The sequence below is a fragment of the Antribacter gilvus genome, assembly GCF_003946865.1.
In the GTDB taxonomy this organism is placed as follows: Bacteria; Actinomycetota; Actinomycetes; order Actinomycetales; family Cellulomonadaceae; genus Antribacter; species Antribacter gilvus.
On the sequence record NZ_QXTH01000003.1, the window covers coordinates 269,818 to 284,011 of the forward strand.

Sequence of the window (14,194 nt, forward strand, 5' to 3'; positions counted from 1 at the left end):
GCACGACGGCGGAGGTGGTCACCTCCCGAGCCTACGGCGCCCCTCCCTCAGCGGAGCCGGAGACCGCGCGGGGTGACGCCGAACCCGGCCGTCACGAGGGCGGCGGCGGTCGCCGCCGGACCGGGCACGTCGCGGTCGGCCGTCCGGGCGGTGGCCTCCAGGACGGGCACGCCGTCGACCCTCTGCACCAGGACCTTGCCCAGCCGCCCTGCCCGGGCGGCGTCGGAGAGCGCGGCGGCGGCGGACCCCACGGCCCGGCCCGCGTGCCCGAACGACAGCACGCTCCGCCCGCCGCGCTCGACGTACAGCACGAGGTCGCCGTCGACGAGCACGACGACGGCTCCCGCCTTGCGGCCGGGCCGGTGGCCGTCGGACCCGGAGGGGCTGGTGGCAAGGCGGGCGGAGCCTTCGGCCGGGGACGCGTCCGTGCCGGTACTTGTGCTGGGGCCGGGACGCGGTCCCGTTTCGGGGCCGGGGCCGGGGCCGGGGCCGGGGCCGGAGCCGCCGCTCGCGGCCGAGGCGGACGTGGCGGGCCAGGCGAGCGCCGCGCCGTAGGGGTTGGCCGGGTCGAGCGCAGCGAGCACGACGACGCTCCGGCCGGGGGCGCCCGGGGCTCCCAGGCCGTTCCCCAGGCCGTCAGGCCTGGCCAGATCCGTGGCGGCGGCCGTCTCTACCGCCCGCGTCCGGTCCTGCGCGTCGAGTCGGAGCCGGTCCACGGCCCCCGGAAGTGCGAACTGCGACCCGCCGAGGTGCTCCACGAAGTATCCGCGCCGGACGACTCCGCGTTCCTCGAGCTCCGACAGCACCCGGTACACGTCGCGGAAGCCACCGGTCACCCCTTCGGCGGCGGCTGCGGTGCGCGTGAGCACGCCGTGCCGGTCGAGGAGCACCTGGGCGAGCGCGTGGGCGCGCAGCGTCGGGTTGGTCTCCCGGACCGGCAGGGCCGACCAGCGCCCGCCTCCACCGAGCTGGGCGCCACCGGCCCCGCCGTTCAGGGCGAGGGCGGACGTGGGCCGGCCGGGTGCGAGCGCGAACCGGGACCGCCGCACGGGGCGCGCCCGTCCCGGGGTGCGGGGGGCGCGGTGCGCCCCGCCGCCCACGCCGAGACGCTCCCGCAGCGCACCCAGCCCGTCGTTGGAGACCCAGCCCGCCCAGACGAGGTCCCACAGCGCGTCCAGGACCGCGGCCGACGGCGCCCCGACCTGCTCGGCCACCCGGGGCAGGAAGAACCCGCCGGAGCCGGTGAGCAGGTCGAGGACGGCCCGGTGCAGGTCGGAGTCGATCGGGCCGCCTTCCTCGACCGGCTCCTGGGCGGGCAGGGTCAGGGGCGCCGAGTCGGCGAGGTGCAAGGAGACCAGCCCGTCGCCGCCCCCCGACCCGGGGAGCCGCTGATGGCCGCACCACAGCACCTCGCCCGCGACGGTGAGCTCGTCGAGGAGGGCGGGGGAGTAGTCCGCCACGCGGGCGGGCAGCACGAGCGTCTCGAGCGCCGAGGCGGGCACGGCCGCGCCGGCGAGCTGCTCGATCGTCTGCAGCAGGCCGTCCGTGCCCCGCAGCGCGGCCGAGCCCACGCCGGCGCCCTGCCAGCGCGGCAGGAAGACGCCCAGCGCCTCGGGCTCGACCGGCTCCACCTCCGCGCGCAGCGCGGCGAGGGACCGCCGGCGCAGGACCCGAAGGACCCCGGGGTCGCACCACTCGTCGCCGACGCCGCCGAGGGAGTCGGGACGCAACCGCCCCCGCACGAGCACCCCCGCCGCCTCCAGCCGTGCCAGGGCATGGGACACCACGGCGATGCCCAGACCGAACCGCCGGGCCACGTCCGCCGCGGGGAACGGGCCGTGCGTGCGGGCGTGGCGCCGCAGGAGGTCGCCCAGCGGGTCGGGGACGGGCTCGGTGAACGTCTCCGGCACTCCCGTGGGCAGCGCGGCGCCGAGGGCGTCACGGAGCCGCCCGGCGTCCTCGACCACGGCCCACTGCTCGACGCCGGCGACCCGGACCCGCAGGACCCGACGCGACCGTTCCAGCTCCGACAACCAGCCCGCCGTGTCCCCGTCCTCGACCGACCGGGCGGCCAGCGCCCCGGCCGGGTGCGGGCCGGTACGGCGCAACAGGTCCCAGAGCCCCTCCGCGTCGCGGGCACGCCGGTCCGGCGCGAGGCCCTGCAGCTCGGCCTCCGTGCGCTCGACGGCCTCCGGGTCCAGGAGATCGGCGAGGTCGGCCGCGCCCTGGTCGCCGAGCAGCTCGGCCAGCAGCTCCGGGTCGAGCGACAGGGCGGCGGCCCGCCGCTCGGCCAGCGGGGCGTCGCCGTCGTACAGGAACTGGGCCGTGTAGCCGAACAGCAGGGCCTGGGCGAACGGTGACGGCGACGGGGTGGTCACCTCCACGACCCGCACCGTCCCCGACGTGACCTCGCGCATGAGCTCCGCCAGAGCCGCCACGTCGAAGTCGTCCTGCAGGCACTCGCGGGCCGCCTCCAGCACGATCGGGAACTCCGGGTACTGGGACGCGACCTCCAGGAGCTGGGCCGACCGCTGCCGCTGCTGCCACAGCGGCTGCCGCCGGTCCGGGCGCCGGCGGGGGAGCAGGAGCGCGCGCGCCGCCGCCTCGCGGAACCGGGCGGCGAACATCACCGAGCCACCCAGCTCGTCCCGCACGGAGGTCAGCACCTCGTCCGGGTCCAGCAGCAGGTCCTCCAGCGTCACGCTGCCCGGGGTGGGCTCGGCCCGACCGTCAGGCCCGTCCGGAGCGCCGTCGTGCCCGTGCCCGCTCAGCGGCACCGCGAACGGGTCCTCCCACGACGCGCCGGTGTCGGGGAGGCGCAGCACGATCCCGTCGTCGGCATGCATCGCCGCCACGTCCACGCCGTACCGCTCCCGCAGCCGGGCGCCGATCACGAGCGCCCACGGGGCGTGCACCCGGGCGCCGAGCGGCGAGTGGATCACCACGCGCCAGTCGCCCAGCTCGTCCCGGAACCGCTCCACCACGACCGTCCGGTCGTCGGGGACCCGGCCCGTCGCCGTCCGCTGCTCCGTCAGGTACGTCGCGAGGTTCTCCGCCGCCCACTCGTCCAGACCCGCGGCGCGGAGGCGCTCGCGGCCGGACGCCTGGTCCGACGACAGCACGGCGTCCGCCTCCCGGACGAACGCCCCCACCGCCCGTCCCAGCTCGGCCGGACGGCCGGGCTGGTCACCCTTCCAGAAGGGCAGGCGGCCGGGAAGACCGGGCGCCGGGGTGACGAGCACGCGGTCCGGGGTGATGTCCTCGATGCGCCACGTGCTTGATCCCAGCGTGAAGGTGTCGCCCACGCGGGACTCGTAGACCATCTCCTCGTCCAGCTCGCCCACGCGCTTGCCGCCGCGGAGCCGGCCACCGCCCGGGGTGACGTCGCCGAGCGGGCCCGCCGGTCCGCCGTCGGTCACAGGCTCTCCCGCCAGGAAGACGCCGAACTGGCCGCGGTCCGGGATGGTGCCGCCGCTCGTGGCGGCGAGGCGCAGGGCGCCCGGGCGGCCGTGGAGCGTGCCCGTGGTGCGGTCCCAGGTGATGCGTGCGCGCAGCTCGGCGAAGTCCTCGCTGGGATAGCGTCCGGCGAGCATGTCCAGCACCGCGCGCCAGGTGCCGTCGCCCAGGCCGCTGAAGGGGCCGGCGCGGCGGACGAGGGCCAGGAGGTCGGCCTCCGCCCAGTCGTCCACCGCGAGGGCCGCCACGACCTGCTGGGCGAGGACGTCGAGCGGGTTGGTGGGCACGCGCAGGTGCTCGATCGACCCCTCGCGCATCCGCTGGGCGATGACCGTCGCAGGCACCAGATCGCCCCGGAACATCGGGAACACCACGCCCTTGGAGACCGCTCCCACCTGGTGGCCCGCTCGGCCGATCCGCTGCAGGCCGCTCGCCACCGACGGCGGCGCGCCGACCTGGACCACGAGGTCGACCGCGCCCATGTCGATCCCGAGCTCCAGCGACGACGTCGCCACGACGGCGGGGAGGCGGCCCTCCTTCAGCTCGTTCTCCGTGCGGGTGCGCTCGGCACGGCTCATCGAGCCGTGGTGCGCCCTCGCCAGCACGGTGGCGCCGGGCTCCTGCGCCGGGACGGCCTCGGGCAGGCCGCGGACGCCCTCCAGGCCGCGGCCGCCTTCTGGCAGGCCGCGGGCGGGCGGGCCGGCCACCCCGGCCGACGTGCCCGACTGACCGGGGACGAGCGCCGCCCAGGACCCGCTCGGGTCGGGCAGGTCGATGCCCTGCCGGAGTGCCCACACCTCGTTCATCCGCGCGGTGAGCCGCTCCGCGCCGCGGCGGGAGTTGGTGAACACGAGGGTCGAGGTGTGGTCGGCCACGAGGTCGACCACCCGCTCCTCCACGTGCGGCCACACCGAGGCGCGACGCAGCGGGCTCGTCGCCGCGCCGGACAGGTCGGGGAAGCCCGCCTCGTCGTCGCCCGTGGCCTCGCCGGCGCCGCGGACAGCCGTGGGGCCCTCCGGCGTGGCCGCGCCCAGGTCCGCCAGGTCGGGGACCGGCACCACCACCGAGATGTCCCACCGCTTCGTGGCCGGCGGCTGCACCACCGTCACCGGGCGGCCGCCCTGGTGCGGCGGGCGGTGACCCCCGAGGAACTCCGCCACGGCCTCTACCGGGCGGACGGTGGCCGAGAGGCCGATCCGCTGCGCCGGGCGCTCCAGCAGCTCGTCCAGCCGCTCCAGGCTCAGGGCGAGGTGGGCCCCGCGCTTGGTGCCCGCCACCGCGTGGATCTCGTCCACGATCACCGTCTCGACCCCGGCGAGGCCCGCCCGCGCCTGCGAGGTCAGCACCAGGAACAGCGACTCCGGCGTGGTGATCAGGATGTCCGTGGGGCGGGTGGCGAACGCCCGGCGCTCGCTCGCCGGCGTGTCTCCCGTCCGGGAGCCCACCGACACGTCCTGCACCTCGAGACCCTCCCGGGCCGCTGCCTGCCGGATCCCCGCCAGGGGGGAGCGGAGGTTGCGCTGCACGTCCGCCGCCAGCGCCTTCAGGGGGGAGACGTACAGGACGCGGCACCGGCGCTCGCGGGCGGGCGGCGGCTGCGTGGAGAGCCGGTCGACGGCCCAGAGGAAGGCCGCCAGCGTCTTGCCCGAGCCGGTGGGCGCCACGACGAGCGCGTGGTCGCCGCGCGCCACCGCGTCCCACGCGCCGCGCTGGGCGGCGGTGGGCTCGGGGAACGCACCGGTGAACCACGCGCGGGTGGCGGGCCCGAACCGGTCGAGCGGATCGCTGGAGGGCATGGGCTCATTCTGTCCGTCGCCACCGACATAGGCTGGGCCGGTGCGCAATCGCGAGTTCTGGCTGCTGGTCGACGAGGTCTTCGGGCCTGCCTACGGACGCACGCTGACGCGCGAGCTGGTGGTCCCGCGGCTCGGGCACCGCACGCCGGAGCAGGCGCTCGAGGAGGGGGTCGAGCCGCGCGACGTCTGGCACGCGCTGTGCGACGCGCTCGACGTGCCCGACGAGCAGCGGTGGGGCAAGGACCAGCACCGGCAGGCACCGCCGCCACGTCGGTAGAACCTCCCGGGACATGCCGGTGTGTCTGGCTTGCATCGAACAAGCGTTCGCCTAGACTCTGACCACAGGCACGGATTTCGGAACTCTGTCGACAGGCAGCGGCCGGAGAAGGCGTTCGTGTCAGTGGCTCCGCGTACGGTCGGCAACGACGTACAGAGCCCTCCATCACGGCGCGCAGGCCGCGCCCCAGAACGCAAAGGTGAGCGACATGCCCGCACCGGCAGACCGCGAGAAGGCCCTCGAAGCGGCCCTCGCCCAGATCGACCGCAACTTCGGCAAGGGCTCGGTCATGCGCCTCGGTGACGAGACGCGCGCGCCCGTCGAGGTGATCCCGACCGGCTCGATCGCTCTCGACATCGCGCTGGGCATCGGTGGCCTGCCGCGTGGTCGCGTCGTCGAGATCTACGGCCCGGAGTCCTCCGGCAAGACGACGTTGGCGCTGCACGCGGTCGCCAGCGCCCAGCGCGGCGGCGGCATCGCGGCCTTCATCGACGCCGAGCACGCGCTCGACCCCGAGTACGCCAAGAAGCTCGGCGTGGACACCGACGCCCTGCTGGTGTCGCAGCCGGACACGGGTGAGCAGGCGCTCGAGATCACGGACATGCTGATCCGCTCCGGCGCGCTGGACATCATCGTCATCGACTCCGTCGCGGCCCTCGTGCCCAAGGCCGAGATCGAGGGCGAGATGGGTGACAGCCACGTGGGCCTCCAGGCGCGCCTCATGTCCCAGGCGCTGCGCAAGCTCACCGGTGCGCTCAGCTCGACGAACACTACGGCGATCTTCATCAACCAGCTCCGCGAGAAGATCGGTGTGTTCTTCGGTTCGCCGGAGACCACGACCGGTGGCAAGGCCCTGAAGTTCTACGCCTCGGTGCGCATGGACATCCGCCGCATCGAGACCCTGAAGGAGGGCACGGACGCGGTGGGCAACCGCACCCGCGTCAAGGTCGTCAAGAACAAGATGGCCCCGCCCTTCAAGCAGGCGGAGTTCGACATCCTGTACGGGGTGGGCATCTCCCGTGAGGGCGGTCTCATCGACATGGGTGTGGAGCACGGCTTCGTGCGCAAGTCCGGCTCGTGGTTCACCTACGACGGCGACCAGCTGGGCCAGGGCAAGGAGAACGCGCGGTCGTTCCTGCGCGACAACCCGGACCTCGCTGCCGAGCTCGAGAAGCGCATCAAGGAGAAGCTCGGCGTGGGTGCCCGGGTGGACGCGCCGGCGGAGGACGCATCTGCCGCGGCTCCGGGCGCCGTGCCCGGCGTCCCGGTGACGTCGGCCACCGACGCCGAAGCCACAGGCACCGTCGCGGCCACGAGCCCGACCGGCAAGACTGCAGCGACCGCGAAGGCCACCACCACGCGCTCACGGGCCAAGGCTCCGGCCAAGGCCGAGTCGGCGCCGTTCTGACGGTGCATTACGGTGGGCGCACGCCCGGTCCCGGCGTGGGGAAGCGTCGGGGCCGGGCGGACGTCGAGGACGACGGCGGGAAGCGCGAGCGCGTGCCCCGCAAGACGGTCGCGGAACAGCTCGACGAGGGTGCGATCACGCTCGACGAGGCGTCGGACCGGGCTCGCGAGACCCTGCTGCGCATCCTGACCGCCGCCCCGAAGTCACGGCGCGAGCTGGAGCAGAACCTGGCCCGCAAGGGCTTCCCGGAGCACGTCGTCACGCCGGTCCTCGACCGGTTCGGCGAGGTGGGCCTGGTCGACGACGTGTCGTACGCCGACACGCTCGTCCGCACGCGGCACGCCGAGAAGGGCATGGCGCGGCGTGCCATCGCCTCGGAGCTCAAGCGCCGGGGCATCGACGAGGACGTGGCCTCCGATGCGCTGGACCAGCTCGACCCCGACGAAGAGCGGGAGGCGGGCGCCCGGTTGGCCACCAAGCTGGTGGGCCGCACGCGCGGCCTCCAGCGAGACGCCCGGGTACGCCGGGCGGTCGGCGCGCTGGCCCGGAAGGGCTACTCGCCCGGTCTCGCGTTCGAGCTCGTCCGCGAGGCGCTGTCGGCGGAGGGCGAGGAGACCGACGACCTCGAGGGCGCGGGCCTGGACTGAAGGCGAACGACCTCACGGAGGGCCCGTCTCGGGTAGAGACGGGCCCTCCGTGTTCGTCGTGCACCGGGCTGGGCCGGCCGCGCACATCACTTCGGTAGCTCGTCGTCGATTCGGCACTTCGAACTGCCGATCCGACGACGAACTGCCGAGTCGATGTGCGCGCGCCCGGCCTCAGCGAGCCGCAGGCGCCACCGGCGCCGCGAGCGGGTTGCCGATCCCCGCACCGGCTGCTGTCCGGCCGGAGGTCCGGCTGGACAGCGACCGCGAGAGCCACTGCGCGAGGACGGACAGCCCGTAGTTCAACAGGATGAACACGACTGCGGCGACTGTCAGGGTCTGCATCGGGTTCTGCTCGCCCGACGCGAGGACCTGCGCGGCACGGAGCAGCTCGGGGTAGGTGATGATCTGCCCCAGCGCGGAGTCCTTGAGGACCACGACGAGCTGCGACACGAGCGCCGGCAGCATCGCCACGAGAGCTTGCGGAAGCTGGACGGAGCGCAGCACCTGCCCCCGGTCGAGCCCGATCGCCAGGCCCGCCTCGCCCTGGCCGCGCGGGAGGTTCCGCACACCGGAGCGCACCAGCTCGGCGATGACGGACCCGTTGTAGAGCACGAGCGCGATCACCACCGCGGTGAACGGCCGGTCCTCGATCCACGGCATCTGCCGCGAGAACAGCAGCCACAGGAAGATCATCATGAGCAGCACCGGCACGGCGCGGAAGAACTCGACGACGACGCCCGACAGCGCGCGCACCACGACGTTGTGCGAGAGCCGGCCCATCCCGAAGAGGATGCCGAAGGCGACCGCGCCGACGGTCGCGAACGCGGCTGCCCGCAGCGTGTTGATCAGGCCGGGCAGGTAGTAGTGCTGCCAGGCCCGGGCGTCGAGCGCAGCGATCCAGAGGCGGCTGTCGAGCTGGCCCTTGGTGTGGAGCACGGACAGGATCCATGCGATCAGCGCCAGGGCGGCCACGGCTCCGAGGACGTTGCCGACGAGGATGTTCCGGCGGGCGCGCGGCCCGGGAGCGTCGAACAGCACGGAGGTCATCGCTTCACCGCCAGTCGGTCGGACAGCCAGGTGGTCGCCAGGCCGATGGGGATCACCAGGATCACGTAGCCCATCGCGAAGATGAAGAAGATCGCGTAGAGGTGGTTGGGGCTGAACTCGATCATGACCTTCATCGTCGAGGCGGTCTCGGTGGCCACGGACCCTGCCGCCGCCACCGTGGAGTTCTTCAGGAGCGCGATGAGCGTGTTGCCGAGCGGGGCGACCGACCCGCGGAACGCCTGCGGCAGGATCACCAGCCGGGCGGCCGCGAGGAAGGGCAGCCCGATCGCCCGGGCCGCCTCGGCCTGGCCCACCGGAACGGTGTTCACGCCGGACCGGATTGCCTCGCACACGAAGGCCGCGTGGTAGACGGCGAGGCCCACGACGGCGAGCCAGAAGAAGTTGGCGTTGAAGTCAGGAGCCAGCGTGACGGTGAGCTGGGTCCAGACCACGAGCACCATGAACGTGATGATGATCGTGAGCGGGGTGTTGCGGAAGATCGTCACGTACGACGTCCCGGTCAGCCGCAGGGACGCGACGGGGGAGATCCGCATCAGGGCCAGGAGCGTGCCGACGGCGAGGGCGATCAGCCCCGCCCAGAACGTCAGCTGGATGTTGACCCAGAACGCACCGACCACGTCGTACCGGGAGAACAGCTCCGTGAATCCGGCCAGATAGTCGTCCACGGTCACCTTTCGAAGGGGAGAACGGTCGCGAGCCGGGCGCGAGGCCCGGCCGGGCCGCCCGACGCCGGGCTGTCACCTCCCGGAAGAGGCGACAGCCCGGCGCGGGTCGTCAGAGGAACGTCAGGCGCAGTCGTCCGGCGTCGGCGGGTTGAGGTCCGCGTTCGGCGTGTAGCCGGTGCCCTCGGTGTTCTTCGTGACGAGCTCCTCCCAGGTGCCGTCGTCGATCATCTTGGTGATGGCCTCGTTGATCGCCTCGCACTGGTCGCTGCCCTTGGGCAGGCCCACGCCGTAGTTCTCCTCGGAGAACGGGTTGCCCACGACCTTGAGCTTGCCGGCGTTGGCCTCGGTGGCTGCCAGGCCGGCGAGGATGATGTCGTCGGTCGTGACGGCGTCGACCTGGCCGGCGACGAGCGCGGTCACGCACTCGGCGTAGCCGGGGCGCTCGAGGAGGTTCACGCCCGCGGCGTGGTTGTCCTTGATCTTCTGCGCCGAGGTGGAGCCGGTGACGGAGCAGAGGTTCTTGCCCTCGAGCGTCTCGGGGCCGGTGATGTCGGTGTTGTCGACCGAGACCAGGAGGTCCTGGCCGGCGATGAAGTACGGCCCGGCGAAGTCGATGACCTCCTTGCGGGCGTCCGTGATGGAGTACGTCGCGAAGATCATGTCGACGTCGCCGTTCTGCAGCATCGTCTCGCGGTTCGCCGAGATGGACTCGACGAACTCGATCTGGTCCTCGCCGTAGCCGAGCTCGCCGGCGACGTAGCGCGCGACGTCGACGTCGAAGCCGGTGAACTCGGCGCCGTCCTGGTAGCCCAGGCCGGGCTGGTCGAACTTGATGCCGATCTTGATGCTCTCGCCGCCGCCTCCGGCGGTGGCATCGTCTGTCGCGCCGCCGGTGGGCTCGCCGCCGACCTCGGCACCGCCGCAGGCGGAGAGTGCCAGTGCGGAGCCTGCCGCGAGGGCCAGCATCCGGGTGGTGTGCTTGCGCATGAGTTCCCCTTCGATGTGCGTACTTCTCGGTGGAATCTGTGGGTCGAGTGGGTCAGTGCGTGAGGATCTTCGACAGGAAGTCGCGGGCGCGGTCGCTCTTGGGCGCCGTGAAGAACTCCTCCGGGTGGGCCTGCTCGACGAGCAGCCCGTCGGCCATGAAGACGACGCGGTCCGCGGCCTTGCGGGCGAAGCCCATCTCGTGGGTGACGACGATCATGGTCATCCCCTCCCGCGCCAGTGCCACCATCACGTCGAGGACCTCGTTGACCATCTCCGGGTCGAGGGCCGACGTGGGCTCGTCGAACAGCATGACCTTAGGGTTCATCGCGAGGGCACGCGCGATGGCGACGCGCTGCTGCTGGCCGCCCGACAGCTGCGCCGGCATCTTGTGCGCCTGGTTGCCCACGCCGACCCGGTCGAGAAGGGTCCGTGCCTGGTCCTCGGCGGCCTTCTTGGACAGCCCGCGCACCTTGCGGGGTCCCAGGGTCACGTTGTCGAGGACCGTCTTGTGGGCGAAGAGGTTGAACGACTGGAACACCATGCCGACGTCGGCACGCAGCCGGGCCAGGCCCTTGCCCTCGGCGGGCATCGGCTGGCCGTCGATGGTGATGGTGCCGTCGTCGATGGTCTCCAGGCGGTTGATCGCCCGGCAGAGCGTCGACTTGCCGGAGCCCGACGGCCCGATCACGACGAGCACCTCGCCCTTGCGGACGGTCAGGTCGATGTCGCGCAGCACATGGAGCGCACCGAAGTGCTTGTTCACCCCGGAGAGCTCCACCAGGGGCTCGCCGAGCTCGCGGGTCGCGGTCGCGGTGGCCGACGCCGGAGCGTCGGTCACGCTGTCCGGCTGCGGTTCGTCCGTGGTCGCCTCGTGGTCCATCCCTTGAACCTAACGACCGGATGTTTCGAGGGCCAACGTGGACGGTCATCCAGGCACAACGTTTCGGTAACAGATGCCCGGATTATGCCCGCTCAGAGGACCCGTAGAATTGCGTCGATGTCCGCTCCCACGCTCTCGCCCCAGAACTCGCCCCAGGACTCGATCGAGCCCGAGGCGGAGCGCACCTACGTGGTGCGCACGCTCGGCTGCCAGATGAACGTGCACGACTCCGAGCACATGGCCGGCATGCTCGAGCAGGCGGGCTATACGCGGGCGTCCACGGAGGACGAGGCGGCGAGCAGCGCGGACGTCGTCGTGATCAACACGTGCGCCGTGCGCGAGAACGCGGCCACCCGCCTCTACGGCAACCTGGGCCAGCTCGCGAGCATCAAGGCGCGGCGTCCCGGCATGCAGATCGCGGTGGGCGGCTGCCTGGCGCAGAAGGACCGCGGCGACATCGTGGCGAAGGCGCCCTGGGTCGACGTCGTGTTCGGCACCCACAACCTCGACGCCCTGCCGGTGCTGCTGGAGCGCGCCCGGCACAACGAGGCGGCACAGGTCGAGATCGCCGAGTCGCTGCAGGTCTTCCCGTCCACGCTGCCGACCAAGCGCGAGAGCGTCTACGCCGGCTGGGTCAGCATCAGCGTGGGCTGCAACAACACGTGCACCTTCTGCATCGTGCCGCACCTGCGCGGCAAGGAGCGCGACCGCCGTCCGGGCGAGATCCTCGCCGAGGTCGAGGCGCTCGTCGCGGCCGGCGCCATCGAGGTGACGCTGCTCGGCCAGAACGTGAACTCGTACGGCGTCGAGTTCGGCGACCGCGGCGCGTTCGCCAAGCTGCTCCGCGCGTGCGGGCGGATCGAGGGCCTGGAGCGCGTGCGTTTCACGTCGCCGCACCCCGCCGCCTTCACGGACGACGTCATCGTCGCCATGGCCGAGACGCCCAACGTGATGCCGCAGCTGCACATGCCGCTCCAGTCCGGGTCCGACCGCGTGCTGCGCGTGATGCGCCGCTCCTACCGGTCCGACAAGTTCCTCGGCATCCTCGACCGCGTCCGCGCCGCCATGCCCGACGCGTCGATCACGACAGACATCATCGTGGGCTTCCCGGGTGAGACCGAGGAGGACTTCCTCGAGACCATGCGCGTGGTGGAGGCGTCCCGGTTCAGCTCGGCGTTCATCTTCCAGTACTCCCAGCGCCCGGGGACGCCCGCCGCCACCATGGAGGGTCAGCTCTCCAAGGAGGTCGTGCAGGAGCGGTTCGAGCGCCTGCTCGCCCTCCAGGAGCGCATCTCGGGCGAGGAGTCGGCGCTGCAGGTGGGACGCACCGTCGAGGTCCTGGTCGCCGAGGGCTCGGGGCGCAAGGACGGCGCCACGCACCGCCTCTCCGGTCGCGCTGCCGACAACCGCCTGGTCCACTTCGCGGTCCCGTCGCGGCCGGGCGAGGCGGCGGGCTCGCTCCCGGAGCAGCCGGTGTCGCTGGACGACCCGCGCCTCGCCGACGTGGTGCCGGCCGACGTCCCGCGCCCGGGCGACGTCGTGACTGTCACCGTCACGACGTCGGCCCCCCACTTCCTCGTCTCGGACTCGGCGCTGACCGGTGGGTTCGAGGTGCGCCGCACCCGGTCGGGTGACGCCTGGGCCGCGCGCGAGAAGGCCCGTCTCGGCGGCGGGGACGACGACCACGGGCACGCGCACGGCACCGCAGCGCCGGGCCCGGTCGTGCTGGGCCTGCCGACGCTGCGTCGCTGATACCTGCCGTCGCCGGCGCCCGTCGCCGACGCGACAGTGGTTCCCTACTTCTGGTCGTCGTCCGACGCGTCGTCGTGCCCGTCCAGGTCGGGCTCGTCGTCCTCGTGGGTGGCGTCGGAGGGCGCCAGCGAGGCGACCGTCGAGAAGAACTGGCTCGCCGTCACGAGCCCGCACGACACCGTCTGGGCGAGCTGGTCGTCCGTGGCCCCGTGCTCGAAGTCGACAGACACCTCGGCGTACAGGGCAAGCCCGCTCGACTCCTCGCGGGTGTAGACCTTGGGCCAGATGCGCTCGCGGTTCCAGTCGTTCGCGGCCTGCAGCACGGCCAGACGCGACTCGGGCGGCAGCGTGCCCGCCCAGCGACCCCGCACCTGCAGGATCTCGTCGTGCTCGCCGAGCAGCAGGAACCAGAACCGGTTGCCGTCCCAGGTTCCGGTGACGTCCCCGTCGTCGTCGATCCGGAAGCGGTAGCCGCGGCGCGCGAGGTCGTCCCCCACGCGCTGCGTCGTCAGCGCCCGCGGGCGCTCGATGTCGGCGCCGGTGAGCGTGCGCGTGCGGCCCGCGAGAGGCACACGGCGCTGTACCGGCAGCCTCGGGTTCAGGAGACGGGCGAGCCAGCCGCCACGACCCTGCCCGCCGCGCTGCGCGCTCACTGGGCCGCCCTCAGCGGGTCCGGGTACGTCTCGTCCAGGTGCTCGAAGAACATGGAGCCCGTGGTGAGCCCGCACTGCAGCAGCTGGTCGAGCTGGTCGTCGGTGACGCCGTGCTCGAGGTCGACGGTCACCTCCGTGTACACCAGCACCGCGCCGTTGTCGCGGACCCGGACGTACGTCTTGGGCCAGATGCGCTCGGCGTTCCACTCGTTGCACAGCTCGAGGATCTCCTCGAGGCGCTCGATCGTCAGGTCGCGGTGCCACTGGCCTCGGACCTGCAGGACCTCGCTGCCGTCCCCGACGATCAGGAAGTAGAACAGCCAGCCGTGCCACAGCCCGCCGACGTCACCCTCGGAGTCCACGAAGTAGCTGAACCCGTTCTCGGACAGCCATTCCACGACCCGTTCGCGCGTCAGCGGTGTGGGGATGGTCGACGGATCGTCCATCCCGCCCGTCAGCTCACGCAGGAGAACACCCTCGACCTGGGCACGGAGCTCGTCATCGTCGAGGTCCCGGCGCGGGCCGCCGGGAGCCTGGGGGCTGTTGCCCGCCTGGTCGCCGTCGTCCGCCGAATCCCGGCGGCGTGACCCGAAGAACCTCACTCG

The 14,194-nt window shown here is 72.9% G+C and carries 11 protein-coding genes; 4 read left to right on the forward strand and 7 right to left on the reverse strand.

Annotated features, from left to right (window positions below):
• Window positions 1-47: 47 nt before the first annotated feature.
• Complete coding sequence (locus tag D1350_RS07005) at window positions 48-5,252, reverse strand: Lhr family helicase (RefSeq protein ID WP_125775255.1); 5,205 nt, start codon at window positions 5,250-5,252, stop codon at window positions 48-50.
• 40 nt (window positions 5,253-5,292) lie between these two features.
• Here D1350_RS07005 and D1350_RS07010 point away from each other — a divergent pair, with 40 nt between their 5' ends.
• The 3 genes from D1350_RS07010 to D1350_RS07020 all read left to right on the forward strand — a co-directional run bounded on the left by D1350_RS07010 (window position 5,293) and on the right by D1350_RS07020 (window position 7,584).
• Window positions 5,293-5,529, forward strand: a complete 237-nt coding sequence (locus D1350_RS07010; protein WP_125775256.1) for a DUF3046 domain-containing protein — start codon at window positions 5,293-5,295, stop codon at window positions 5,527-5,529.
• 208 nt (window positions 5,530-5,737) lie between these two features.
• Entirely contained in the window at window positions 5,738-6,937 is a 1,200-nt protein-coding gene (recA, locus tag D1350_RS07015; protein WP_125775257.1) for a recombinase RecA, read from the forward strand.
• A 35-nt stretch (window positions 6,938-6,972) separates the two neighbouring features.
• Window positions 6,973-7,584 carry a regulatory protein RecX gene (locus D1350_RS07020; protein WP_240643933.1) on the forward strand — a complete coding sequence of 204 codons (612 nt, stop codon included), beginning with the start codon at window positions 6,973-6,975 and terminating at the stop codon, window positions 7,582-7,584.
• A 171-nt stretch (window positions 7,585-7,755) separates the two neighbouring features.
• On the opposite strand, the gene D1350_RS07025 is transcribed toward D1350_RS07020, so the two are convergent.
• From D1350_RS07025 to D1350_RS07040, 4 genes are all read right to left on the reverse strand, one after another.
• Window positions 7,756-8,631 carry an amino acid ABC transporter permease gene (locus D1350_RS07025; RefSeq protein WP_125775259.1) on the reverse strand — a complete coding sequence of 292 codons (876 nt, stop codon included), beginning with the start codon at window positions 8,629-8,631 and terminating at the stop codon, window positions 7,756-7,758.
• On the reverse strand, window positions 8,628-9,317 hold the full coding sequence (locus D1350_RS07030) for an amino acid ABC transporter permease (RefSeq protein ID WP_125775404.1): 690 nt from the start codon (window positions 9,315-9,317) through the stop codon (window positions 8,628-8,630). Before D1350_RS07030 ends, D1350_RS07025 begins: the two co-directional genes overlap by 4 nt.
• 120 nt (window positions 9,318-9,437) lie before the next feature.
• The gene (locus D1350_RS07035) at window positions 9,438-10,304 is read right to left on the reverse strand and encodes a glutamate ABC transporter substrate-binding protein (RefSeq protein WP_125775260.1); all 867 of its coding nucleotides are present in this window, start codon (window positions 10,302-10,304) and stop codon (window positions 9,438-9,440) included.
• 52 nt (window positions 10,305-10,356) lie between these two features.
• The gene (locus tag D1350_RS07040) at window positions 10,357-11,184 is read right to left on the reverse strand and encodes an amino acid ABC transporter ATP-binding protein (RefSeq protein WP_125775261.1); all 828 of its coding nucleotides are present in this window, start codon (window positions 11,182-11,184) and stop codon (window positions 10,357-10,359) included.
• Between the two features lie 117 nt (window positions 11,185-11,301).
• Here D1350_RS07040 and miaB point away from each other — a divergent pair, with 117 nt between their 5' ends.
• The gene (gene miaB, locus D1350_RS07045) at window positions 11,302-12,936 is read left to right on the forward strand and encodes a tRNA (N6-isopentenyl adenosine(37)-C2)-methylthiotransferase MiaB (protein WP_125775262.1); all 1,635 of its coding nucleotides are present in this window, start codon (window positions 11,302-11,304) and stop codon (window positions 12,934-12,936) included.
• 44 nt (window positions 12,937-12,980) lie between these two features.
• Here the strand turns inward: miaB and D1350_RS07050 are convergent, their stop codons facing one another.
• Window positions 12,981-13,589, reverse strand: a complete 609-nt coding sequence (locus D1350_RS07050) for a type III secretion system chaperone family protein (protein ID WP_125775263.1) — start codon at window positions 13,587-13,589, stop codon at window positions 12,981-12,983.
• Entirely contained in the window at window positions 13,586-14,191 is a 606-nt protein-coding gene (locus tag D1350_RS07055; protein ID WP_240643934.1) for a type III secretion system chaperone family protein, read from the reverse strand. Before D1350_RS07055 ends, D1350_RS07050 begins: the two co-directional genes overlap by 4 nt.
• Between the last annotated feature and the right edge of the window lie 3 nt (window positions 14,192-14,194).